At 63.6% G+C, this 23,996-nt stretch carries 23 protein-coding genes; 10 read left to right on the plus strand and 13 right to left on the minus strand.

Annotation, left to right across the window (positions count from 1 at the left end; genetic code table 11):
- Positions 1-248 precede the first annotated feature (248 nt).
- From ACZ415_RS01600 to doeA, 9 genes are all read right to left on the minus strand, one after another.
- Complete coding sequence (locus tag ACZ415_RS01600; RefSeq protein WP_464387777.1) at positions 249-1,505, minus strand: ISL3 family transposase; 1,257 nt, start codon at positions 1,503-1,505, stop codon at positions 249-251.
- Between the two features lie 249 nt (positions 1,506-1,754).
- Entirely contained in the window at positions 1,755-2,234 is a 480-nt protein-coding gene (locus tag ACZ415_RS01605; protein WP_344703569.1) for a hypothetical protein, read from the minus strand.
- 166 nt (positions 2,235-2,400) lie between these two features.
- Positions 2,401-3,150: an IS5 family transposase gene (locus tag ACZ415_RS01610; protein ID WP_344703567.1), complete on the minus strand. Its 750-nt coding sequence runs from the start codon at positions 3,148-3,150 to the stop codon at positions 2,401-2,403.
- 410 nt (positions 3,151-3,560) lie between these two features.
- Positions 3,561-4,028 (minus strand): S-ribosylhomocysteine lyase, encoded by a 468-nt coding sequence (locus ACZ415_RS01615; protein ID WP_344703565.1) that lies wholly within the window; start codon positions 4,026-4,028, stop codon positions 3,561-3,563.
- A 27-nt stretch (positions 4,029-4,055) separates the two neighbouring features.
- The gene (locus tag ACZ415_RS01620; RefSeq protein WP_344703563.1) at positions 4,056-4,403 is read right to left on the minus strand and encodes a putative quinol monooxygenase; all 348 of its coding nucleotides are present in this window, start codon (positions 4,401-4,403) and stop codon (positions 4,056-4,058) included.
- A gap of 327 nt (positions 4,404-4,730) precedes the next feature.
- Positions 4,731-6,227, minus strand: coding sequence for an NAD-dependent succinate-semialdehyde dehydrogenase (locus ACZ415_RS01625; RefSeq protein WP_344703561.1), 1,497 nt, complete (start codon positions 6,225-6,227; stop codon positions 4,731-4,733).
- 164 nt (positions 6,228-6,391) lie between these two features.
- Positions 6,392-6,892, minus strand: coding sequence for an Lrp/AsnC family transcriptional regulator (locus ACZ415_RS01630; RefSeq protein WP_344703560.1), 501 nt, complete (start codon positions 6,890-6,892; stop codon positions 6,392-6,394).
- A 2-nt stretch (positions 6,893-6,894) separates the two neighbouring features.
- The gene (gene doeB, locus ACZ415_RS01635) at positions 6,895-7,911 is read right to left on the minus strand and encodes a N(2)-acetyl-L-2,4-diaminobutanoate deacetylase DoeB (protein WP_344703557.1); all 1,017 of its coding nucleotides are present in this window, start codon (positions 7,909-7,911) and stop codon (positions 6,895-6,897) included.
- A gap of 17 nt (positions 7,912-7,928) precedes the next feature.
- Entirely contained in the window at positions 7,929-9,128 is a 1,200-nt protein-coding gene (gene doeA, locus ACZ415_RS01640) for an ectoine hydrolase DoeA (protein ID WP_344703555.1), read from the minus strand.
- A gap of 232 nt (positions 9,129-9,360) precedes the next feature.
- On the opposite strand from doeA, the gene ACZ415_RS01645 reads away from it, so the two are divergent.
- The 6 genes from ACZ415_RS01645 to ACZ415_RS01670 all read left to right on the plus strand — a co-directional run bounded on the left by ACZ415_RS01645 (position 9,361) and on the right by ACZ415_RS01670 (position 15,226).
- Entirely contained in the window at positions 9,361-10,296 is a 936-nt protein-coding gene (locus ACZ415_RS01645) for a 2-hydroxyacid dehydrogenase (RefSeq protein WP_344703553.1), read from the plus strand.
- 86 nt (positions 10,297-10,382) lie between these two features.
- Positions 10,383-11,057: a hypothetical protein gene (locus ACZ415_RS01650; protein WP_344703550.1), complete on the plus strand. Its 675-nt coding sequence runs from the start codon at positions 10,383-10,385 to the stop codon at positions 11,055-11,057.
- Between the two features lie 48 nt (positions 11,058-11,105).
- Positions 11,106-12,032, plus strand: a complete 927-nt coding sequence (locus ACZ415_RS01655; RefSeq protein ID WP_344703548.1) for a LysO family transporter — start codon at positions 11,106-11,108, stop codon at positions 12,030-12,032.
- Between the two features lie 36 nt (positions 12,033-12,068).
- The gene (locus ACZ415_RS01660; protein WP_344703546.1) at positions 12,069-12,296 is read left to right on the plus strand and encodes a DUF1656 domain-containing protein; all 228 of its coding nucleotides are present in this window, start codon (positions 12,069-12,071) and stop codon (positions 12,294-12,296) included.
- A gap of 1 nt (position 12,297) precedes the next feature.
- Positions 12,298-13,158: an HlyD family secretion protein gene (locus ACZ415_RS01665; protein WP_344703544.1), complete on the plus strand. Its 861-nt coding sequence runs from the start codon at positions 12,298-12,300 to the stop codon at positions 13,156-13,158.
- A 1-nt stretch (position 13,159) separates the two neighbouring features.
- Positions 13,160-15,226, plus strand: a complete 2,067-nt coding sequence (locus tag ACZ415_RS01670; RefSeq protein WP_344703542.1) for an FUSC family protein — start codon at positions 13,160-13,162, stop codon at positions 15,224-15,226.
- On the opposite strand, the gene ACZ415_RS01675 is transcribed toward ACZ415_RS01670, so the two are convergent.
- Positions 15,223-15,936 (minus strand): ZIP family metal transporter, encoded by a 714-nt coding sequence (locus ACZ415_RS01675; RefSeq protein ID WP_344703540.1) that lies wholly within the window; start codon positions 15,934-15,936, stop codon positions 15,223-15,225. The genes ACZ415_RS01670 and ACZ415_RS01675 overlap by 4 nt on opposite strands.
- A gap of 45 nt (positions 15,937-15,981) precedes the next feature.
- Positions 15,982-17,211 (minus strand): DUF945 family protein, encoded by a 1,230-nt coding sequence (locus tag ACZ415_RS01680; protein WP_344703538.1) that lies wholly within the window; start codon positions 17,209-17,211, stop codon positions 15,982-15,984.
- 183 nt (positions 17,212-17,394) lie between these two features.
- Between ACZ415_RS01680 and ACZ415_RS01685 the strand changes: the two genes are divergently transcribed.
- From ACZ415_RS01685 to dauA, 4 genes are all read left to right on the plus strand, one after another.
- Entirely contained in the window at positions 17,395-18,831 is a 1,437-nt protein-coding gene (locus ACZ415_RS01685; protein WP_344703536.1) for an ATP-binding protein, read from the plus strand.
- Positions 18,832-18,878: 47 nt separating this feature from the next.
- Positions 18,879-19,580 (plus strand): response regulator, encoded by a 702-nt coding sequence (locus ACZ415_RS01690; protein ID WP_344703534.1) that lies wholly within the window; start codon positions 18,879-18,881, stop codon positions 19,578-19,580.
- A gap of 104 nt (positions 19,581-19,684) precedes the next feature.
- The gene (locus tag ACZ415_RS01695; RefSeq protein ID WP_344703532.1) at positions 19,685-20,083 is read left to right on the plus strand and encodes a hypothetical protein; all 399 of its coding nucleotides are present in this window, start codon (positions 19,685-19,687) and stop codon (positions 20,081-20,083) included.
- 99 nt (positions 20,084-20,182) lie between these two features.
- On the plus strand, positions 20,183-21,916 hold the full coding sequence (dauA, locus tag ACZ415_RS01700) for a C4-dicarboxylic acid transporter DauA (RefSeq protein WP_344703530.1): 1,734 nt from the start codon (positions 20,183-20,185) through the stop codon (positions 21,914-21,916).
- Here the strand turns inward: dauA and exaC are convergent.
- Together exaC and ACZ415_RS01710 are read right to left on the minus strand one after the other, a co-directional pair.
- Positions 21,913-23,433, minus strand: a complete 1,521-nt coding sequence (exaC, locus tag ACZ415_RS01705) for an acetaldehyde dehydrogenase ExaC (RefSeq protein ID WP_344703528.1) — start codon at positions 23,431-23,433, stop codon at positions 21,913-21,915. The two genes, dauA and exaC, sit on opposite strands and share 4 nt — an antisense overlap.
- A gap of 124 nt (positions 23,434-23,557) precedes the next feature.
- A complete protein-coding gene (locus ACZ415_RS01710) occupies positions 23,558-23,986 on the minus strand; it encodes a universal stress protein (RefSeq protein ID WP_344703526.1) in 429 nt (142 codons plus the stop codon).
- Positions 23,987-23,996 lie beyond the last annotated feature (10 nt).

Genomic DNA, 23,996 nt, shown 5'->3' on the forward strand with positions numbered 1-23,996 from the left:
TTGACTTGATCTCCTCATGTCAACTTGCCCACCTTTTCGATATTTGATTTCGATATTTGATCTGATAGTGGGCACCCATTCAGGACACGCTATGCCTATAAAAGGTGGCTTCAGTAATGATGCTACGTTCATCTTTGCCGCTCGGCGGATTACGTAGTATGACATCGCATTCTTCTACGTCAGTTGTCTCATTGAGTATAAATATGGTCCCGCCAGGAAAGGATGCTTTATATGGGTTCTTCGTCGTTTCATGTGGATTTGGCCTGATCCAGCAGGCGGCCCACCGGGCTGCCGATCAGGTAGATCATCGCGATGAAGTTGGCCTCGTTCCGGTAACCACGTGCGCGTGACTTGGCCGCCTGGAAGAGTCCGTTCATGCCTTCCAGCCGCGCGTTGGTCAGTCCCGATATCCAGCGCCTCACCACCTGCTCGGCATGTCGCTCCAGCGTCGTCAGGGCCTTCGCCATCGGCTTGAGCAGTGCCTGGCCGGTGACGGCCTCCCGCATGACCTTGAGGTAGTTCGTGATGCGCCACCGGGCGGCACGCGGCGTCGGCGCCTTCTGGATCCAGCGCAGCTTTTCCTTGATCACCCAGGCATCGCCGGTGGCCCCCTGATCGGCTACCAGCTCCTGGAGGGCAGCGACCTGCTTGGCCGTCATATTGCCGTTATCCAGGTTCTTCAAGACCGCCCACCGGAGGGCTTTGGGATGCCCCTTCTCACGGCGTTCCTTCTTGCGGACCTCGTCCAGCGCCTTGGTGAAGGTCTGCACGATGTGGAACCAGTCGACCGTCACTTCGGCGTTGGGCAGGTGCTCGGCCACGCCGCTGAGGAACGCCTGAGACATGTCGCAGACCACCTCGACCACGTTGTCCGGGTCACCGCCATGCGCCGCCAGGAAGGCGCTGAAGGCCTTGATGGCGGCCTTGCCATGGCCCGGGACGGCGAAGAGCACCGGCTCCTGCTTGCGCTGCATGTCGAGGAACACCGTGACGTAGCGCTGGCCGCGCCGGGAGGCCGTTTCGTCCACGCCGACAGTGGCCACGCTGGACAGATCCAACTCACCCAGCATGCGCCCCACGTAGTGGTGCACGATGCGCCACAGGCGCTTGTCCGAGATCTCCAGTTGCCGGGAGACGGCCAGCACCGGCATCTCCTTGACCAGCGACATGGCCGCCTGCTCAAACAGCAGGGTGAAGTCGCTGCCAGGGCGGGCCCAGGGCACCTCGATGCGCTTGACGCCATGCTCGGGGCACTTGGTGCGAGGCACCCGCGCATGCAGGTAACAGTGGTGCTGGAAGAAGTTCAGATGCCGCCACGTCTTGTCGGCGAAGTCATGGGCCGGGCAGGCCTTGCCGCACTCAGGGCAGGGGTAGAGGCTGCCCCGCTCGGCCTCGACGTAGAGGTCCAGGCGGTGGGGCGAGACGGCGGTATCCAGGTGCTGGTCCTTGAGAACCCAAGGTGCTTCCAGGCCCAAGCCGAGGGTCAGAATCTGGGTGCCGTCCATGCCATACCTCCTGTCCATGTGGAGGTCATATCCTGGCCCAGCTCAGGGGGCGAATTCCACACCCAACGACGAAGAGCCTTTATATGGGCCTATTACCGAGCTGTCGGCTTTTTCAATCCTTGCATCCTCTTCAAATCTCCTCAGAAGGCTCATGTTTTCTCCTCTTTAACGCTTGCAGCATGCGCACCCAAGGCATGGAGCCGAATGCGCAATGTAATGGGTGTCGCCGTGCCTGCTCTTGTTAGGCATTCATATTTTGGATTTAAAATAAGCGTGCATGTCACTTTCTAACTGCCCAGTAGACTCACATTTAACGGAAATTGTCTCTAGCGCATGACCATATAAGTTTCGCCTTACAACTTGCGCGTTTGCTTTTAAATTCACCGATATTTTCGATGTATGTTCGTCAATATCCCGAACTAATACATTTAGCCTTGAGTTAATATTCTCAAAACCACTACCAAGGCCACCAGCCTCTCCGCAGTTCAAATAGTAGCCAATACCAACAGAACCATTTTGGGCTGTCAGAAGGCCAGACTCCTTTTCTATTTTTTCTAAACTTATTCCATTCTCTGCAAAAAAATCTACAGAAATATCCCACGCTTTTTCAAAAGGTATTTTATAGGTCTGCTGCCTCTCTACATTTATTTGAGGTGCAGCTTTATGCGTTGCACAACCTTGCAAAACCAATCCAGAGATAAGCATAGCTAAAAAAATATTTTTATTCATTTTTAATCCCTTATTATCATAGGCCTAACAGGTATCAGACGGAACGCTCGGATATTGAATAAACGTTACGGCTCGTTTAACACAATTATCCAGCGTGATTTTTTATTAACTCATTGACATTATGAAATATCAAGAATAGTTCGGCAGCCTAGGGCCTGTTGACGTTTCACATTGGCAGCCATAAAAAGCCGCACGCCAAGGCCACCATGCTCTCGTAGTTTCGCTTGAGCTTATCGTATCGCGTCGCGATGGCGCGATACGGTTTCAATCGAGCAAAGGCGTTCTCAACCAGATGCCGATAGCGATATAAGCCTCTGTCCAGATTGGCATTTCCTTTCTTTGAGTTGCGTTTGCGTGGAATGACGGCAACCATGCCCTTGGCTTCGATCTGTTCACGGATACGCTCGCTGTCATAGCCCTTGTCAGCCACCAGCGCATCACCCGCCGGCAAGTCGTCAATCAACACCGGCGCTTCCCTGCTGTCGTGCACCTCACCGCCCGTTATCCTGAAGGCAATCGGCAGCCCATAGGCATCAACGGTCAGATGGATCTTGCTGGTGTTGCCTGCACGACTTTTGCCAATGGCTTCGGCGTCTTCCGTGGCAGCCCCCGTGCTGTCCTGGTGTGCCTTGACATAAGAGCCATCAATGAACAGCCACTCGACATCAGGATCTTCCACCAGAGAGCTGAAAATCCTCATCAGCTTTCCACTCGCTGACCAGGCGTTGAAGCGCTTGTAGACCGTGTTCCAGAGCCCAAACGCCTCCGGTAGGTCCCGCCACGGGCAGCCGGTGCGCATCCGATACAGAATGCCTTCCACCGTGGTACGCAAGTCGGCCTTGTCATAAATACCGTGTTGAAGCAGGATAGATTTCAGCTTCGACCAGTGTTCATCCGTGAGCATTTGTCGGGGCATGGCAGGCTTGCAGTTTGTTGGTGTAGGAGCCTTTATTCTGCGAGCTTGCCCCTATCCTGCCAATACCCCTGCCATGAAACGTCAACAGGCCCTAAGCAGAATTCGCATGCTTGCGTATTTTGCCTGGACCAACAAACTGTATGCACAGCAGGCCGCCGAAGCTGACGAGTTGTATTCATAATCTTTGAGCCTGCATCTTCGCGGACTGAAGTCCGCTTCCACCATGCAAGCTACCTCTGCGCCATGGTGGCGTCAGCTGGCTAAATAAGCCTTAGCTTTCTCAAAGCTAACTTAGCATTTCTCCATTCTCCCTTCCACATTCCTGCTACATTTCTCATGTTTTTTTCGTAGCCGCACAAAAAAGCGCCTCCGCAGAGGCGCTTGTCGCTATGTCTCAAAGCGTTGCCCTATCAGGCAAACACTTGCGTCCACTCGTCGCGCTTGGCGAGGAGGTCGCGGGCGAGTTCCTGGGCGCCTTCCAAGCTGTGGCTGGCGGCCCAGCCGCACTGCATTTCGTTGCAGGCGGGGACTTCGGTGGCGTTGATCACGTCTTTCAGGGTGTTTTCGACGATATCCAGCACGGCGTCGTAGTCGTCATGGTTGATCATGGCGATGTAGAAGCCGGTCTGGCAGCCCATGGGGCTGATGTCGACGACCTTGTCGGTGTGGTTGCGCGAGTGCTCGGCCATCATGTGCTCAAGGGAATGCAGCGCGGGCATTTCCATGTGGCCCTTGTTGGGCTGGCAGATGCGCAGGTCGTACTTGTGGATCTGGTCGCCGTGGGCGCCCTCTTTCACGTCCGCCAGGCGGATGTAGGGTGCCTTTACCTTGGTGTGGTCGAGATTGAAGCTTTCGACGTTCATCTTTTGTTCGGCCATGGTGCCTCCTGTGTTGCTGATCCGGGTTTAGACTGCGGGTGCGTCAAAATCGTTCGGCTCGTCGGTGTAGACGCAGACGTTGGCGTCTTCGATGTCGCCGTCGGGAGATTCGAGGTTGTCGGCAAAGAACTGCTGAATTTCCTTGCGCTGGCAGTGGGCCTCGAAGGCTTCGCGGTTGGCCCAGACTTCGTGAAACACGATGGGGTAGCTCTCACCCTGGGCGAAGGGGCTGTCGATTTTGCGCGTAACCGTGTAGCGCAGGCAGGCATCTTCCCGGTGGGCGTTGGGCTCCAGCGCCTGCAGCGCCTTGAATACGGCGTCTTCTTTACCCGGCTTGGGTTTGAAGCTGGCGATGCAGTAGATTTTTTGTGACATAACGCAGTCCTTGGGCAGCGGGGTGTAATCGGCGGCCCCATTATGCGATGCGGGGCGGGGACTTACCAACCCGCCAGACCTTACGCTGCAACGGGCGTCTCAGCCGCGGCGCTGCTGATACCGCTTGACGCCGTAGAGACCGCCGGCCAGCAAAGCGACGTTGGCGACGGCCAGGGCTATACCGATCATCTGCAAGGTCATCATGTACCCTCCCCGTTTTTATCATGGTCGGCTGATAGCGTAGCAAAAAGCCTGTTCAAACATCCTGCCCCAACGCAAAAGCGCCGCTGCATGGCAGCGGCGCTGTGGTAGCACACCGGAGCGTGATCAGCTGCCGGAGGCGGAGGGCATGCCGCCGAGGCAGAAGAACTTGGTTTCGAGGTATTCCTCGATGCCGGTGGAGCCGCCCTCGCGGCCGAGGCCGGACTCCTTCACCCCGCCAAAGGGCACCGGCGCGCCGGTCATCTTCACCGAGTTGACGCTGACCAGGCCAAACTCCAGGCCGCGCATGATTTTCCAGATGCGGCGCATGTCGTTGCTGTAGACGTAGGAGGCCAGGCCGTACTCGGTGTCGTTGGCAAGCTCGATGGCTTCTTCGTCGGTTGCATACGGCAGCACGCCGGCCACCGGAGCGAAGTTTTCCTCGCGCCAGACCTTCATTTCCCGGGTGATGCCCGTCAGCAGCACCGGCATAAAGAAGTTGTCGCCCGCTACCGGCGGCTGGGTGCTTTCGTGTAGGGTCGCGCCCTTTTGCACCGCGTCGTCGACGATGCTCTGGGCCTTTTCCACCGCCTTGTCGTGGATCAGCGGGCCAAGGTCGGTGCCGTCTTCCAGGCCGTTGCCCACCTTGAGCGCGGACATGCTGTCCTTGAACGCCTCGATAAAGGCGTCGTGGATGGACTCGTGCACCAGAATGCGGTTGGCCGCCAGGCAGTCCTGCCCGGAGGTCTGGTACTTGGCCGCCACCGCCGCCTGGGCGGCTTCGGTCGGGTCCATATCCGGGCCGACGATGAACGGCGCGTTGCCGCCAAGCTCCATGGAGAGCTTCTTGACGGTGCCGGCGCTCTGCTCCATCAGCAGCTCGCCCACCCGGGTGGAACCGGTGAACGACAGCGCCCGGATGCGCGGCTCGGCGCACAGCACCTTGGACACCGCCGCCGGCTCGCCCAGCACCACGTTGTAGACGCCGGCGGGAATGCCCGCGCGCTCGGCCAGCTCGGCCAGCGCCAGCGCCGTGAACGGCGTTTCGTTGGAAGGCTTGTTGATCACCGGGCAGCCGGCGGCCAGGGCGGCGGCGGCCTTGCGGGTGATCATCGCCAGCGGGAAGTTCCACGGGGTGATCAGCGCGGCGATGCCTACCGGCTCCTTGATCGAGCCAAGCGCGGCGTTGGGCATGTGGCTGGGAATGGTCTCGCCGTAGGTGCGCTTGCCCTCTTCAGCAAACCAGCGAATGAAGCTCGCGCCGTACTGCACTTCGCCCCGGGAGTCGTCGAGCGACTTGCCCTGCTCCAGGGTCATGATGGTGGCCAGGTCTTCGCTGTGCTCGTGGAGCTGCGCGTACCACTTCTGCAGAATCTCGCTGCGCTCGTCGGCGCGCAGCGCCCGCCATCCGGCTGCCGCCGCCTCGGCGGCGTCGACCGCGGCGGTAATCTGGGCGTCTTCCAGCACCGGAATGTGGCCCAGCACCTCGCCGGTGGCAGGGTCGGTCACGGCTTCTTCGCGGCCGCCCTCGCCGTGGGTCCACTTGCCGTTGATGTAGGCGTACTGGCGAAACAGGCGCGGGTCCTGCAGACGATCGGAAAGCGTGGTAGATAGTGCCGTCATGCGCCCCTCCTTTCGGGTATCCGTATCTTGCGGTAGTGACCGTTCGATACCCCAAGGGTAAGGCAGTTAGCGCGAAAAGTGCTTTTGAAAGCGCCGGGCAAAGATGCGTTTTTTTTGGCATCGCCGGCATAAACCGGCGGTTTTTTTGGCGAGCGGCGAAGCACTCAGGCCAGCTCATCCTCGCTGATGGCCGACGTGGCGCGCTTGACCGTCTTGGTGACGATATAGGTGAAATAGCGTTCGATGCCGGCGTCGGATACCAGCCAGCGGTCCATGGCGCGCTGGTAGCTGTCGATGCTTGCCACCTCAAACTTCACCAGGTAGTCCACCCCGCCGCCCACGGCCACGCATTCGGTGGCCTCGGGGGTTTCCATGACCAGCGTTTCAAACGCAGAAAAGCTCTCCACGCTGTGCTGGGCGAGCTCGATCTGCACCCACACCGAGTTGCCCGGCATCAGCACTTGCGTGTTGATGCGGGCGCTGTAGCCTTCGATGATGCCGGCCTGCTCCAGGCGCTTGACCCGCTCCCAGCAGGGGCTGACCGAGAGGTTGATGGCCTCGGCCAGCTTGGACTTGGTGATGCGCCCGTCCCGGGACAGGATGGCCAAGATCTTCACGTCGAAGCGGTCGAGCTTCAGCCCGGCGGTTAAAGGGTTTTTGGTCATAGTCAGCCGTCAAGGCGCTCCACCACGTCGGCAATCACCGCGATGGTGTCGCCAATGTGGGCAAGGGCCGGGGCGCGCCGCGCCATCAGCACGCCGCCGCGCCGGGCGTAGTACACCGCAGGCGCGCTGCCGGTGCGGGTGACATCAAAAATCCGCGCAATGGCCTGGCCTTCGCGCACTTCGTCGCCCAGGCCTGCCAGCAGCTCCAGCAGTCCGGAGTGCTCGCTTTGCACGTAGCAGCTGGCATCGGGCATGTTCAGATACACCTGCGGGGTATCCGGCAGCGCCGGCTCGCCTTCAATCAGGCCGTGGTGCATCAGGAAGTTGCGCACGCCGCGCTCGGCGATCTCGACACTTTCCGGGGTGGAGGTGCCGCCACCGCCAAGCTCGGTGGTAACGAACACCTTGCCCTGGTTCTCGCACACGGTGTCGAACAGGTGGGTGGCGTCGAGCTCGAACATCACCATGGCGTAGGGCGCGCCGAAGGTCTTGGCGCTTTCCAGCGCGGCGGCCTGCTGCTCTTTATTGTCGAGCACGTGGGAGGCAGCGTAGGGCAGGATGTCGAGGGTGCGCCCGCCGGAGTGCAGGTCCAGCACCGCGTCGGCCATGGGCACCATGTAGCGGGTGAAATAGTCGGCGATCTGCTCGGTGGCGCTGCCGTCCGGGTCGCCGGGGAAGCTGCGGTTGAGGTTGCCGCCGTCCAGCCCCGAGGTGCGTTTGCCCGCGGTCACCGCCGGGGTGTTGAAGCACGGCACGATGATCACCCGCCCGGTGACGTCTTCGGCCTTGAGGGTGTTGGCCAGCTTTAAAAGCGCGGTGATGCCTTCGTACTCGTCGCCGTGGTTGCCGGCGGTCAGAAGCGCGGTGGGCCCTTCGCCGTTTTTCACCACGGTCACCGGCACCATCACCGCCCCCCAGGCGGAGTCGTCCACGGAAATCGGCAGGTTGAGAAAGCCGTGCTGCACGCCGTCGGCGCTGAAGTCTACCGTCGGCGTCATCGGGCTTGGGCGCTTGCTCATAAATTCGCTCCTGGGATCTAGTGCACAAACAGCTGGCGCGGGAAGTGGGCCAGGGTCTCGCAGCCGTTTTCGGTGATCAGAATGCTCTCGGTAATCTCAAGCCCCCAGCCGTCTTCCCACAGGCCGGGCATGAAGTGGAAGGTCATGCCCGGCTCCAGCACGGACTCGTCCGACGGGCGCAGGCTCATGGTGCGCTCGCCCCAGTCCGGCGGATAGGAAATGCCGATGGGATAGCCGCACCGCGCCCCGCCGCGGTCAAAGCCGTATTTGTTCATCGCCGAGCCCAGCGCCTTGGCGATATCCGCCGTGCGGTTGCCAGGCCTGGCCACTTCAAGGCCCTGTTCAATGCCTTCCAGCAGCGCGGATTCCGCGCGCAGGAATTCCCGGGGCGGGCGGCCCAGAAACACCGTGCGCGAGGTCGGCGCGTGGTAGCGCTTGTAGACCCCGGCAATCTCGAAAAACGTGCCCTCGCCTTCGCGAAACGGCGTGTCGTCCCAGGTCAGGTGCGGCGCGGCGGCGTCCTTGCCCGTGGGCAAAAGCGGCACAATGGCCGGGTAGTCGCCGCCGTAGACCCGGCCGTTTTCATCGGTGAAGCCTTCGATGGCGACCCGATAGATCTCGGAGACCAGCTTGCTCTTGGCCAGGCCCGGCTCGATCATTTCCAGAATGCGGGTGTGCATGCCCTCAACGATTTTGCCGGCAATGCGCATGTAGGCGATTTCTTGGGGCGATTTGATCGCCCGGCACCAGTTGACCAGGCCGTTCGCGTCGGCAAAGCGCGCGTGGGGCAGCTCCCGGCGCAGGCACAGGTAGGCCTGGGCGGAGAAATAGTAGTTGTCCATCTCCATGCCCACCACGCCGCGATCCCAGCCGCGCTGGGGCAGAATCGACTGGGCCAGGTAGTCCATGGGGTGCATGTCCGGGTTCTGGACGTAGTAGTCCGGGTAGTAGGTGATGTTTTCCGGGCTGATCCAGCAGGTCAGAAGCGCGCCGTTGGCGTCCATGCGCCGGCCATACCACATGGGCTCGCCTTCCAGGCCCACCACCACGCACTGGTGAACGTAAAACGACCAGCCGTCGTAGCCGGTGAGCCACGCCATGTTGGAAGGGTCGCTTACGATCAGCGCATCAATGCCCCGGCCGGCCATTTCCGCGCGCACCTTCCATAGCCGGGTGGCATACTCCTCACGTGTAAAGGGCAGTGAAACCTGAGACATCGAACAACTCGGCGTTGGAAGTGATCAAAACCGGGCAGCACCGGCGCACAGGCGCCAGCGGATCCGGACCGCCAGGCGACTGGCCCGCCACACAAGGCCGGCCAGGGTCGTCTTCAAGGATACTAGCACTCTGGCGCGGCTGCCGGTCAAAGCCTTTATTACAACAATCGCAATCCGGCATGCTAGTGGCCCCGCGCCCGAAGCGCGATGACTGCCGTACCAAGGAGAACGCATGAAAATCGTTGTGCACATGGATAACGCCCGCCGCTGGTGCGCCGCGCTTGAGCGCGCCTTTCCCCACGCCAGCGTCGTCACTGCCGATGCCCCTGAAAAAGTGCGGCAAAACGCCGACTACCTCGCCGTCTGGAAGCCGCCCGCATGGCTGCTGGCGGAACAAACCCGGCTGAAAGGCATCGTGAATCTGGGCGCCGGCGTGGATGCCCTGCTGGCCACCCCCGGGCTTCCCGACGGCGTGCCCATCGTCAAGCTGCGCGATGCGGGCATGGCCGAATCCATGGCCGACTACGTACTTTACGGCGTGCTGCACTTCTACCGCAGCTTTGATGCCTACGCCCGCCTTCAGGCCGACGCCCGCTGGGCGCCTCAGACCGTGCCCGCCAAGGCCGAGTGGCCGGTGGGCGTGCTGGGGCTTGGCGCTATCGGCGCCCACGTCGCGCAGGCGCTTTCCCGGGCCGGCTTCCCGGTCACGGGCTGGAGCCGCACCGCCAAGGAGATCGACGGCGTTGACTGCCATCATGGCGACGCCGGCCTTGACGCCGTGCTAAGCCGCGCCCAAACCCTGGTCACGCTGCTGCCGGACACCGACGCCACCCGGGGGCTGATCAACGCCGAACGGCTCGCCCAGCTGCCCGCAGGCGCGACCCTGATCAACCCCGGACGCGGCGCGCTGGTGGATGAGGCAGCGCTTTTGGCCGCGCTTGGCAATGCCGATCAGCCCGGCCGCCTGCGCGGCGCGCTGCTGGACGTTTTCACCGCCGAGCCGCTGCCCTGTGACAGCCCGCTTTGGGATCATCCAAAAGTATGGATCACCCCGCACGTATCGGCGCCTACTCCGCTTGACGGGGCGATTGATCAGGTCATCGACTACCTGCGCGCCTTCGAGGCCGGTGAGCCGGTGAGCACCGTCAACCCGGCGGCCGGCTACTGACGCTCGCCGCGCCGGGCGCTATACTGCGTGCCGTCTGCGACCGTCTGCCGCGCGCGAGCGCGGCCCACCGTTACAGGAGAGACGTCATGCCCATCATGACTCGCGTCTGGCCCGTCGCACTGGCACTTTGGCTGCTCACCGGGCCGGCCTGGGCCGCCCCGGAAAAGGCGCCCACGCTGCGCCCGATGCAGGCGTTCACCGCCCAGTACCGGCTGAAAGTCGACGGCTGGCCCGGCGCCGGCCTGACCCACAAGGTGCGCCGGGAAGGCCGCCACTGGAAAAGCGCCATGCGCTTCTCCATCGCCGTGGCCAGCGGCCGGGAGCGCAGCCGCTTCACCGCCGGCGAGCACGCCACGCATTCACTGCACTACTACAGCGGCTACTCACTGTTTGGCATCGGTGACAGCTACGAGCTGGCCGATGCCGACATCGCCACGCTGGATCGCCAGACCGCGCTGATCCATCTGGCCCGGCGCGCCGGGCGTGAGCGCTGCAGCCAAAGCGCCCCGTGCGACGTAGGCTTTGTCGACCATCGCGGTCGCGACGAGGCCTTTCACTACTATACCGACGGCACCGAGCAGGTCACCGTGCCCGCCGGGCGCTTTAACGCCCTCGCTGTGGTGCTGTTCGATGCAGAAAAACCCGACCGCAATATCCGCATCAACTACCACCCCGACTATCCCGGCCTGATTGTCGAGGCCGGCTACTGGAAAGCGGGCAAGCGCGAAACCCACATTACGCTGACGCAGCTCCAGCCCTGATGCGGCTTTAGCCCCGCCCAGCCACTGACCGAGGACGCCTTTGCGCCTATGTTTTCCGGACTGCTCATCGTGCTGCTGCCGCTGATTGCGGGCTACCTGGTTCGGGTGCGCTCGCCGCGCCTGCAAGGCTTGATCAACCACGCCGTCAACGGCTCGGTCTACGCCATTTTGCTGCTGATGGGGATACGCCTTGCCGGTCTTGAAAACCTGTCAAGCCAGCTCTCCCGCCTTGGCGGCAGCGCGCTTTTGCTGTTTGTGCTGACCGGCGCCTGTAACCTGGCGGCGCTGTGGTGGCTTTCGCGCCGGCTGGCACTGCGCGCGGGCACGTCACCTGCGGTCAAGGATGCGCCGGTGAGCAAGCTGGCCGCCATGCAAAGCTCGCTTTTGCTGATAGGCGCCGTCGCAGGCGGCGTCACCCTTGGCGTGACGCTGGGCCCTCTTTTGGGCCCTGGGCTGTTCCACGGCGCTGAAGTGCTGGCCGAATGGGTGCTGTACGTTCTGCTGGCGCTGATCGGCTGCCAGCTGCGCAACTCCGGCATGCCGCTCAAGCAGATTCTGCTCAACCGCGCGGGCCTTGCCATTGCCCTGACCCTTGCTGCCAGCTCGCTGGTGGCCGGGCTTTTGGCAGCACCACTGCTCTCGCTTGGGTGGAACGAGGGGCTGGCCATGGCCTCAGGCTTTGGCTGGTATTCGCTCTCGGCGATTCTCATCGGCGACCAGCTCGGCCCGCTGCTGGGCGGGGTGGCGTTTTTCAACGACCTGGCCCGGGAGCTTCTTGCCTTTGTGCTGATTCCGCTGATGATTCATCGCCATACGGCGCTGGCGATTGGCTACGGCGGTGCGACCTCCATGGACTTTACCCTGCCGGTGATCCAGCAGCACGGCGGCGTGGCCTGCGTGCCGGTGGCGGTGGTCAGCGGTTTTCTGCTGTCGCTTTTGTCCCCGCCGCTGATGCTGTTCTGGCTGTCGCTTTAGCGCAGGCAAAACGCCCAACGAGAGGAGCAAAAGGCAATGGGACTTCACGAACAGGCCCTGGGCGGGCTGCTGCTGCCGCCGCTTTTGGTGTATGTGGGCATCGGTCTGGCCGCCACCCTTGCTCTGCGCGCGCTGCTGTACCGGCTGCAGCGCGGCCGGCGGCTGTGGTTTGAGGCGTGGTTCGATACCGCGCTGTTTGTGCTTTGCACAGCGGCCACCGCCTGGCTGTTTGCCGCGCCTTTTCCCGCTACCGGAGTCTGGTGATATGTCCACGCTGCTGCGCACGCTGATCACGCTGACCGTTGTCGCGCTCGCCGCGGCCGCCGGGTGGTGGCTATGGCAGTACTATCTCTATACGCCCTGGACCCGGGACGGACGCGTGCGCGCCAACATCGTCACCGTAGCGCCGGACGTTGCCGGGCGCGTCACCGCGCTCAGGGTAGAAGACAGCCAGCACGTAGCCCGGGGCGACACTTTGTTTCGCATTGATCCCAAGCGCTATCAGGCCCGGGTCGCCAAGGCCAAGGCCGTCATGGAGCAGCGCCAGGCCGAGCTGGAGCTGGCGCGCCACGAAGCCTCGCGGCGCAGCCGGCTGGGGCGTGGCGCCATCAGCGCCGAAAACCGCGAAATGTCACGCATCAACAGCCGCGTAGCGGCCGCGACGCTGGCACAGGCACAAAGCGCTCTGGACAGCGCCCGGCTTGATTTGGCGCGCACCCGGGTCACCGCCCCGGTGGCCGGCAACGTGCTCAATCTGGCCTTCAGCGAAGGCAACTACGCCCGTGCCGGCCAGCCGGCGCTGGCGCTGGTGGAAGCCGGCTCCTGGTACGTCACCGGCTACTTTGAAGAGACCAAGCTGGCAGGCGTACAGCCGGGCGATTCCGCCCGGATCAAGCTGATGAGCGCCGAGCACGAGCTGACCGGCCACGTTGCAAGCATCGGCCGGGCCATCGCCGACCCCAACACCGCGCCCAACGAGCAGCTGCTGCCCAAGGTGCAGCCCACCTTTAGCTGGGTGCGCCTGGCCCAGCGCATTCCGGTACGCATTGCGCTGGATACCGTTCCCGACGGCGTCACGCTCAGCGCCGGTATGACCGCTTCTGTACACATCGAGCCGGACGCCTGACGTGCGCGTTACCGCCTCGCCCTGGTACCGGGCCTACCTCACGCCCGATGCGTCGGCGGTCCGGTTTGCGCTGAAAACCACTCTTGCCATGCTGCTGGCGCTGTATATCGCCCTGTGGCTGGATCTGGAGCGCCCTTACTGGGCGCTGATTTCGGCGGCGTTTCTACAGATTCGCCCGCTCAGCGGCATGGTGCTGGAGAAGGGCTTAAGCCAAATCAGCGGTACCCTGGTCGGCGCGGCGGCCGGCATTACGCTGATGGCGCTGTTCGCCCAGGCGCCGATACCCGCGCTTGCCGGGCTGACCGTCTGGATCATGCTGTGCACCTACGCAAGCGCACTTTTGCGCAACAACGCCGCCTACGGCTGCATCATGGGGGCGGTCACCGCCATGCTCATCGTGGTCATCGGCGCCGGCGCCCCGGAACGCATTTTCTCCATCGCCGTAGCGCGGATTTCCGAGCTGGCGCTGGGCGCCACCTGCGCGACCCTGGTCAGCGCGCTGCTGTGGCCAAGCCGGGTCAGCGACCATCTGGGCCGCCAGGCCGATGACGTGGTCAACCAGGCCTTTTTACACGCCGCCTGTCGTCTGCGCGACAGCCACGACCCGGCTCGGCTGGAGGCCACGCTCACCGGCACGCTAACCCCACTCACCCGGCTGGAAGGCGACAGCCAAACCGCCCGCTACGAAGGCCCGGAAGGCCCCGGGCGCATCCGCGCCAGCCACGTGCTGACACGCCACACCCTGCGCCTGATGGCTACGCTTCACGCCCTGCAGCAGCTGCTCCACACGAAAAGCGAGCGCAACGACGACAAGCGCATAAAAAGCGACACCCGCCGGCTCGCACAGCAGCTGTCCGACGGCTTTGACCGCGCCGCCCGCGGCAGCGGCACCGAACCGGCACGGCAAACGCTTTACGCCCTGCGCCGCCGGGCGCTGAACACCCCGGAAACGCGGCTGACACCGCTTGAACAGCGCTGTCTTTTGGGCCTGCGCGAGGCGCTGGGTCACGCGCTGATCATGCTGGACGCCCGGGACGCCATCGCTCACCCATCAGGCAAGGCCCTGCGCGGCGCGGCGCTGGCATGGCATCGCGACCACTGGGTTGCCGGCGTCAACGCCATTCGCGCCGGGGCCATTTTCGCCACGCTGGCGGCGTTTTGGCTGGCAACCGGCTGGACCAACGGCCAGGTGGCCATGCTGCTGGGCACGCTGTTTTCCGCGTTTTTTGCCAGCCGCGACAACCCCGTCGCCGCGTGTATGGCCTTTGCCAAGGGCATACTGGCGGCCGTTCCCAGCGCGTTTGTTTTTGGCCATGTTCTGCTCGCCCAGGCCAGCGGTTTTCCCATGCTGGCGATGATTTTTCTCACCCCGCTGTTTCTCGGACTGCTGGGCGCGGCCAACCCCAAACTGATGGGGTACTGTTTGGCGTTTACCATCGGCAATATTTTGCTGACCATGCCCGGCAACGGCATGGATTTCTCCTTTGATGCCTTCGTCAACCGCGCGCTGGCGATGCTGGTGGGGCTTGGCGTGGTGGTCGTTGGCTTTCGCCTGCTGCCCGGCCCCGGGGCGACGCTCAAGCGCAAACGGCTGGTCTGGGCTATCGCCCGGGACCTGCGGCGGCTGGCCAGCGCGCCGGTCAACGCCCGGGAAACGCAGTTTATCGGACGCATGGCCGACCGCCTGCTGCAGCTGTCCAAACACGACGACAGCCTGCCCGACGCCCAGCGCCACCTGTTCAGCCTGGGGCTGACCGGGCTTGACGCGGGCTACGCCTGCCTGCGGCTGCGCCGGCTGGAAGACATCGGCCCTGCCTTTCATCACGCCCGAAACGCCTTTATCGCAGCGCTGGCCGAGGACTACGCCGCCAGCGCCCGGGGCGAGGCGCCCTTGCGCATACGTAAAGCGGGCGACGCCCTGCTCGACGCCGCCCGCCGTGAAACAAAACCGGGTGCCGGCCCCGGGCTGGATGCGCGCCGCCAGACGCTGCTGGCAGGGCTGGTCGAGCGCCTGGCGCTCTCGCTAAAACGCCAGGCCCGGCGCGCACGCGAAGTGCGCGCCGGCTAGCCGGCCAGCATGCTGCCCACAAGGCCGATCAAAAAGCCGGCCACGGCGCCAAGCGCCGGCATCCAGGCGTTTTCCAGCCGGGCCTGGGGGGCGATATCTTCAAACACCAGATACAAAATACCGCCGCTGGCAAACAGCAGCAGCACGCCCATCACCTGCGGATAATGGCCCAGCCAGTAATAGCCCGCCAGCGCCGAGGCCGGGCCCAGCAGCGCCATGGCGCAAAAGGCGGTGAGCACGGTGCTCTGGGCCAGCCGGCCCGCGTGCGCCAGCTCCTCGAAGGCGTTGAAGCCCTCGGGCAGGTTTTGCAGTGCAATCAAAAACGCCAGCAGCAGGCCGGTGCTTTCCCCGGCGGCAAAGGCCGCGCCCAGCGCGATGGCCTCGGGCACGAAGTCCGAGAGCATGGCCACCAGCTGGCCGGCGGCGCTTTTCATCCGGTTGAGCCAAATATCCAGCGCAAAAAACGTCACGCCGCCGGCGGCAAAGCTGAGCGCGGCGGCCGGCGGCGCGAGTCTGGCCGTGCCGTCAGGGACCAGCACCAGCGCAATGGCCGAGATCAGCGCGCCGCCGCCAAAGGCGACAATAAAGTGGCGCCACTCGGTGCTCAGCCAGTCCGGGTGCAGCTCGTCAAACCGGGCAAACACCGCACCGGCAGGCATCGCCGCGCCGGCTCCCAGCGCCAACAGCAGTATCAACAACGCTTCGGGCACCACACACCTCCCTGCTTTTCCTGCGGTTTCTCTTCTGCCCCGGCATCAGCGCGCCAGGGCCTCTTCCAGCGGCTCGCCTTTATACAGCGCCCGGCCGTCTTTCCAGCCGAAGACGTGGGGCGGCTCGCGGTTGAGCAAAAACGCCTGCAGCGCCGGGGGCGCCAGCTCTACTATCATGGCGTCGGGCAGCATTTCGAAGACAAGCCTGGCGTTCAGCCGCGACGTAAGCTCGGCACGCGCCGCTTCCAGGCGCAGGCCGTCGCCGTCAAACGCCATTCGGCCGGAAAGCTGCGCCTCGGCGCGGCCAAGCATGGGCAGCGCGACGTCCAGCGACAGGGTTTCAAGCTCAAGCGCCGGCGAGCGCGACAGCAGCGTGTAAGCCTGCTCGGTCAGCGCGGTGCGCAGCGCCCGGATCAGGGCCGGCTGCCGGGCTGCGGATAACGCCTGCTCGGCTACGGCGTCTAGCGCGGCGTAGTCCAGCCTCTTGGCGGTCAGATCAAGCTCGACTCGGCCGGGTGTACTGTCCATGAAAACCACATCACTGGCCCCAAGGTGCAGCCGCAACGCATAGGCATCGCCGTCGAGCGCGGCGGTGTAGCGAAGGTCGGCACCGCCGAGACCTGCGATCTCCAGGGGCGTGCCGTGATCATCCAGCACCCACCGGACATCGTCCACGGCAAAGCGGCCGTGGGAGCGGCCGCTGCCGGCTTCGCGATCAATGTCGTGCTCAAGCTCGGTGACCACGTCGCTTACGCGAAGCTTGCCGTCGGCGTCGGCGTCGGCGTCGGCGTCGGCAAACGCAAGGGTGGCGGTGCGCACGTTGAGGGCAAAGTGTTCGCGTTCCCGGTCGATGTAGCCGTCGCCTTCCACCTGGCCAAGCGTCAGCGCGCCCTCGGCAGCGCCCAGCTCGTCGGCGTTGAACGCGTAGCCCTGACGGCCGCTGCCAAGCCCGGCGGTAAAATCGACCTTGCCGCTGAGCGCCGCGCCGTCAAACGTCACGCGGCCCTTTGCGGTGCGCGACAGATAGCCAACGTCTACGGCCAGCTCGCCGCCAAGGCCGGGCACGCCGGTCGCGTCCAGGCGCGCCGTCAGCAGCGCCTTGCCCCATCCTCTGTGGGTTTCTATTTGGCTTACGGCAATGGCCGGTTCGGCTTCAAGCGCGCCAAGGTGCCGGCGAAGCTTTTTTTCTGCGACGCTGCCCACCACGGCGTGGGCAACCAGGCCCCCCGCTACGAGCGCGACGCCGGCCGCCACAATGCTTTTTTTATTCACCATCAACGTCTCTGTGTTTGCTACGCTCTGTGCGGTTGGCGGCCTGAAAGCCGGCCGTCGCACAGCGTTCAACGCGCCATGCTAGCATGGCAGGCGGCCAGGCATTGAGAGGCCTTCGAGCGCGCCGTTGCAGCCGATCACCACCGTCTTGCCGGCCACCCTGCGCTTTGCGCCACGTTTTTCGCCATGTTTTTCACCACCCTGGGGGCGCCGTTGGGAAACACCTTGTGCCACGCTCGCTACCGGCGCCTGTCACAGCTGGGGCTTAAGCTCTTTGCGATTATTCTCAGCGTCAACGTGGCGATTTCCGGGGCGGTGTTTCTGGCCGTCTCCTACAGCATTGATCGCGGCTTTCTGGACTACCTCAACCAGGCCCAGGAGCGCCGCGCCATGCGCCTGGCCGAAGGCCTGACCGAGCGCTGGCAGCAGTACAAAAGCTGGGACTGGCTGGAAAACGACCCGCTGCGCTGGCCCACCATCGTGTATCACGAGCTGGGGCGCGGCAACGCCCAGCGCCCCTCGCCGCTGGGTGAAGCCCAGGACTTCGCCCTGCGCACGCCGGACGGCCGCTTTATCGTCGCCCCGCGCCACGCCGACGATACGCCGGCCCGCTGGCACTGGATGGCGCTAAGCGTTGACGGGGCGACCATCGGCTCACTGGGCTTTCGCCCCCCGCAGCAGATCCTCAAGCGTATGGAAAATCGCTTTCTCGATCGCCAGCGCAGCAACCTGTCATTGATCGTCATCTCGCTGGGCATTGCCTCGCTGCTGCTGGCCGGCGGGCTTTCGTGGTGGCTCGGGCGGCGCGCACGCACGCTGACCGCCGGCGCCCTGCAGCTAACCCGAGGGGACTATCACGTGCGCCTGCCCGTACAGGGCCGCGATGAGCTGTCCCGTCTGGCGAGCGATTTCAACGTCCTGGCCTCCACGCTTGAGGCCAACCGCAACGCCCGCGCCCGCTGGGTATCGGATACCGCCCACGAGCTGCGCACGCCGCTGGCCGTGCTGCGCGGCGAAATCGAGGCCATGCAGGACGGCATTCGCCCGCTCAACGCCGACAGCCTGGGCTCGCTTGCCCAGGAAGTGGAACAGCTCGAACGCCTGGTCACCGATCTGCGCTTGCTGTCCCAAAGCGACGCCGGGGCGCTGGATATCCGGCTGGCCCCGCTGAACCTGAGCGATAGCCTGCAAAGCCATCTCGATACCGCCCGTCGCCTGCTGGAAGATACCGGGATAACGCTGACTCATACGCTGACCGACGCCCTTTATATTCGCGGCGACGCCCAGCGGCTGCGCCAGCTGTGGCACAATCTGCTCGACAACAGCCGCGCCTATACCCGCGAGCCGGGCACGCTTGCCGTTACGCTGACCCGAGACAACAACGAAGCGGTGCTGGTATGGGAAGATAGTGCGCCCGGCGTGCCCGAGGGCGAACTGGCCCGCCTGACCGAGCGCTTGTATCGCGTGGAAGGCTCTCGCAGCCGCTCAAGCGGCGGCAGCGGTCTGGGCCTTTCCATTGTCAGCGCTCTGGTGCACGCGCACGACGGCCGCCTGGACGCCTGTGCCTCGCCGCTGGGCGGGCTGCGCTGGACGCTGCGCTTTCCGCTGTTACCGCCAACCTGACGCTACCCCAACCACGCCGCCGCCAACCGATTTCTCGTGAGTGACCTATGCCCGCTGCTGCTTCGCTACTGATCGTTGAAGACGAACCCAAGATTGCCCGTTTGATGGCCGACTACCTGCAAACCCACGGCTTTGAGACAGCCACGCTGGACAACGGCAACGCGGTCATGCCGTGGCTGGAGACCCACACTCCGGCGCTGATCCTACTCGATCTGATGCTGCCGGGCGAAGACGGCCTGTCGCTGTGCCGCCGTATCCGCCAGCGCTACCCGCAGACGGCCATCATCATGGTCACCGCCAAGGTTGAGGAAGTGGATCGCCTGCTGGGGCTGGAGCTGGGTGCTGACGACTACATCTGCAAGCCCTTCAGCCCGCGCGAAGTAGTCGCCCGGGTCAAGGCCGTGCTGCGCCGCAGCCAAGCCCCACAGGATACCCCGCTTGCCGTCGACGATCCCGCCGGCCCGGTGCGGCTCGACGAGGAAGGCTGGCAGGCCGTGGCCGACGGGCAGGACCTGGGCCTTACCGCAGTGGAGTTCCAGCTGTTGCGGGTGATGATGCGTGCCCCCGGGCGCATTTTCAGCCGCGAACAGCTGATGGATCATATGTACCGCGACAACCGCATTGTGTCCGAGCGCACCGTTGACAGCCACGTCAAGAAACTGCGCAAAAAAATCAGCGAAGTGCTGCCCGAACGCGACATCATTCGCTCGGTATACGGCGTGGGCTACAAATACCAGCCGGACGAATAAGCGAACTATCATGCTTTTTTCATATTGACTGCAAGGATTTTGCACCGCCGTACGCGACGCTCAGGGCATGGATATGCCATCTTTTTTCGTCGAGGAGTGACGCCATGACATCGCCCGCTACGCTACGTCAACGTTTTGCCCCTGCCCTGCTCGCCGCGGCCCTGATACCGCTGGCGTTTGCCGTTCACGCCGCTCCCGGCGGCCAGGGCAACAGCATGCAGGCCGGCGAGATGCCCGCCGCGCTCAAAGAGCGCATGGAGCAGCGCCGCCAGGCGGTGTATGACCAGGCCGGCATTGATAAAGCGACCCAGAAAACGCTGAACGCCGCGCAAAAAGAGCACTACCAAGCCATGCAAAAGCTGCGCCAGGACTACCGCCAGCGCATGCAGGATATCCTCACCGATGAGCAGCAGCAGGCCCTTCAGCAGGCCATGCGCGACGTTCAGCGCGACGCCATGAAGCAGCGGGGCCAAGGGCAGGGCAAGCCCGTACCGCAGCCGTAACGGCGAACGTTCCCCGGAACCGGGCAGCAGCTGGTATAATGGCGTGCGGCGCAAAGCCGCGCGCCTTTTTTTATCTGCCTGTTTGTGTCCGGAGTCGTCATGTCGCGCCCGCGGTCTTCCTCTTTTCGTTTCCCCCTTCCCGGCCGAGCCCTGGTGCAAGCCTGGCAGGCGGGGTATAGCCCGGGCCGGCTGAAAAACGATGTGCTGGCCGGCTTGACCATCGGTGTGGTCGCCGTACCGCTCTCCATGGCGCTGGCCATTGCCACCGGGGTCGCACCCCAGCACGGGCTTTATACGGCGATCGTGGCCGGTGCGCTGATCGCACTTTCCGGCGGCTCACGCTTTAATATTTCCGGGCCCACCGCGGCGTTTGTGGTCATTCTCTTTCCCATTGTCGCCAGCTACGGCCTGGGCGGGCTGCTGATCGCCACGCTGATGGCAGGCATTATCCTGATGGCGCTGGGGCTTGCCCGAATGGGCAGCCTGATTCAATACGTTCCTTATCCTGTAGTGCTGGGCTTTACCGCCGGGATCGGCATGGTCATTGCCCTGCTGCAGCTGCCGGACTTTTTCGGCCTGGCAGGCCTTGAGCTTGGCGACAGCACCCCGGCCAACGCCTGGCTGATCGCTCGATCGCTGCCCGGCCTTGCCCCCGAGGAGCTGGGGATCGGCGTTATTACCCTCGCCACGCTGATTGTCTGGCCGCGCCTGAAAACCCCGGTGCCGGCACCGCTTGCCGGCCTTGCCGTGGGCACCCTGGCGGCGCTGCTGCTTGCCGCGCTGGGCGTTGAAGTCGACACCATCGCCTCGCGCTTTGACTGGACCATTGACGGCCAGAGCGGCAGCGGCATTCCCCCGCTGGCGCCTTCCTTTCAGCTGCCCTGGCATTTTCCCGGCGCCGACGGCAAGCCGCTCACGCTGGACTTTGCACTGATCAAGGCGCTGCTCGGCCCGGCACTGGCCATTGCCCTGCTCGCAGCCATCGAATCGCTTTTGTGCGCGGTGGTCGCCGACGGCCTGACGCGTACGCGCCATGACCCCAACGCCGAGCTTTTAGGCCAGGGCCTTGGCAACATCGTCGTGCCGTTTTTCGGCGGCATTACGGCCACCGCGGCGCTGGCGCGCACCGCCACCAATATCAAAAGCGGGGCGTTTTCCCCTCTGTCGGCCGTCGTGCATTCGCTGGTGGTGCTGCTTGCCGTGGTAGCGCTGGCCGGCGTTTTAGGACGGGTGCCCATGGCCGCGCTGGCCGCGCTATTGCTGATCATTGCGTGGAACATGAGCGAGGCGAAAAATTTCGTACACACGCTGAAAAGCGCGCCGGCAAGCGATGTTGGGGTGCTGGTCATCTGCTTTGGTCTCACCGTGGCCTTCGACATGGTGGTCGCCGTTGCCGTGGGCATCAGCCTTGCCGCTGCGCTGTTTATCCGCCGCATGGCCCAGCTGACCGAAGCCGAGCACCTGCCCGGACGGCCCGCGGGCAGCCCGGAACTTCCTGCGGGTACGGCGCTTTACCGCATCAGCGGGCCGATGTTTTTCGGTGCTGCAGAAAAGGCCATCGCTACCCTGCGCACGGTGGATCAAAACGTGCATACGGTGCTGCTTGATATGCGCACCGTGCCAAGCGTTGACGCCACCGCCATGGTGGCGCTGGACGGGCTGCGCCGGGAGCTGGCCGAACAGCACATCGGCCTGATCTTTATCGGCCTGCCCGCGCGTTTGCAGCTCAAGCTCAAGCGCGCAGGCATTCGTCGCCGCGCAGGCGAGCTGGCCATGGCCGACAGTACCGAGCGCGCCGCGCAGATCGCGCGGCGCTGGCAGGGAGCGGACTAGAAAAAGCCCATGGGGTTGATGTCGTAGCTGACCAGCAGATTCTTGGTCTGCTGGTAGTGCCCAAGCGCCATCTTGTGAGTTTCCCGGCCTATGCCGGACTTCTTGTAGCCGCCGAACGCTGCGTGGGCCGGATACTGGTGATAGCAGTTGGTCCACACGCGCCCGGCCTGAATGCCGCGCCCCATGCGAAAAGCCACGTTGATATCCCGGCTCCATACCCCGGCGCCAAGGCCAAACTCGGTATCGTTGGCAATGGCCAGCGCCTCGGCTTCATCCTTGAAGGTGGTAACAGCGACCACCGGGCCGAAGATCTCTTCCTGGAAAACGCGCATCCTGTTGTTGCCCTTAAGCAGCGTCGGCTGGATGTAATACCCCTGGTCGAGGCTGCCTTGCATGGTTTCCCGGTCGCCACCGGCAAGAAACTCAGCGCCCTCTTCCCGGGCTACTTCCATATACGACATGATCTTGTCGAACTGCTCGCGGGAGGCCTGAGCGCCCACCTGCACGTCGGTATCCAGCGGGTTGCCGCGCTTGATGGTCAGCGTACGCTCGATCACTTTGGCCATGAAGGCGTCGTACATGCTTTCCTGCACCAGCGCCCGGGACGGGCAGGTGCAGATCTCGCCCTGATTCAAAAATGCCAGCACCAGCCCTTCCACGGCCTTGTCGATAAACTCGGGCTCGGCGTTCATGATGTCGGCAAAGTACACGTTGGGCGACTTGCCACCGAGCTCCACGGTGGAAGGAATGATGTTTTCCGCGGCACACTTGAGAATATGCGAGCCCACCGGGGTGGAGCCGGTAAAGGCAATCTTGGCAATGCGCGGGCTGGCGGCAAGCGCCTGGCCGGCTTCTGCACCGAAGCCGTTGACGATATTGATCACCCCCGGCGGCAGCAGATCGCCGATCAGCTTGATCAGCTCAAGAATCGAAGCCGGCGTCTGCTCGGCGGGCTTGAGCACCACGCAGTTGCCGGCGGCAAGCGCCGGCGCCAGCTTCCAGGTGGCCATCAGCAGCGGGAAGTTCCAGGGGATAATCTGGCCCACAACACCCAGCGGCTCGTGGAAATGATAGGCCACGGTGTTGGCGTCAATATCCGCCGCGGTCCCTTCCTGGGCGCGAATGCAGCCGGCAAAGTAGCGAAAGTGATCCGCTGCCAGGGGCAAATCGGCGTTGAGACACTCGCGTATCGCCTTGCCGTTGTCCCAGGTTTCCGCTACGGCCAGCTTTTCCAGGTTTTGCTCAATGCGGTCAGCGATGCGCAGCAATAGGTTGCTGCGCTCGGCCGGCGACGTGCTGCCCCACGCCGGCGCCGCGGCGTGGGCGGCGTCCAGCGCTTTGTCCACGTCTTCGGCGGAGGAGCGGGGAATGGCGCAGAAAACGGCGCCGTTGACCGGGCTTACGTTGTCAAAGTATTGCCCGTTGACCGGCGGCACAAACTCGCCGCCGATGTAGTTGCCGTAGCGCGCCTCGAAGGTGATCAGCGCATCGGGGCTGCCGGGGTTGGCATAGATCATGATGTGACTCCTGCACGTAGGTGGAAGGATCCCGCCCAGTGTTGGCCAATTTTGCGCGTCTGTCACATCATCCAAACGTCGTAGAGCGGCGCCAGGCGCCGCTCTGCCCCGACAGCGCCCTCGCTTAGCGTACTATCATGACCGATATGCGGGTATGGTGCACCACGTGCTCGGAGTTGGGCCCGAGCACGTAGTCGACAAACCGGCGCTTAGTGTGCGATGCCATGACGATAAGCTCCACCTCCAGCTGTTCGGCCACCTTGATGATCGCCTCCCAGGGCGAGCCGCCCACCACGATGCTCTGAGCCTGAATATCATCCGGCACCTGCTCATCGATAAAGGTGCGCTGGGCATCGACGACGGCAGCTTCGGCATCGCGCGAGAAGTTTTTGGGCAAATAGGCGCTCACCATGGGCATTTTGGCGCCGGGCCGTACGGTCAGCACGTGCAGCGAGGCGTTAAACGTCCGGCACAGGGCGACCGCCGTAGGCAGCGCTTTATGCCACGAGGCCTCTTCGTCCAGGTCTACCGGCAAGAGTATTTTGCGATACATGCGCTTCTCC

It is taken from the genome of Halomonas cibimaris (assembly GCF_055379665.1).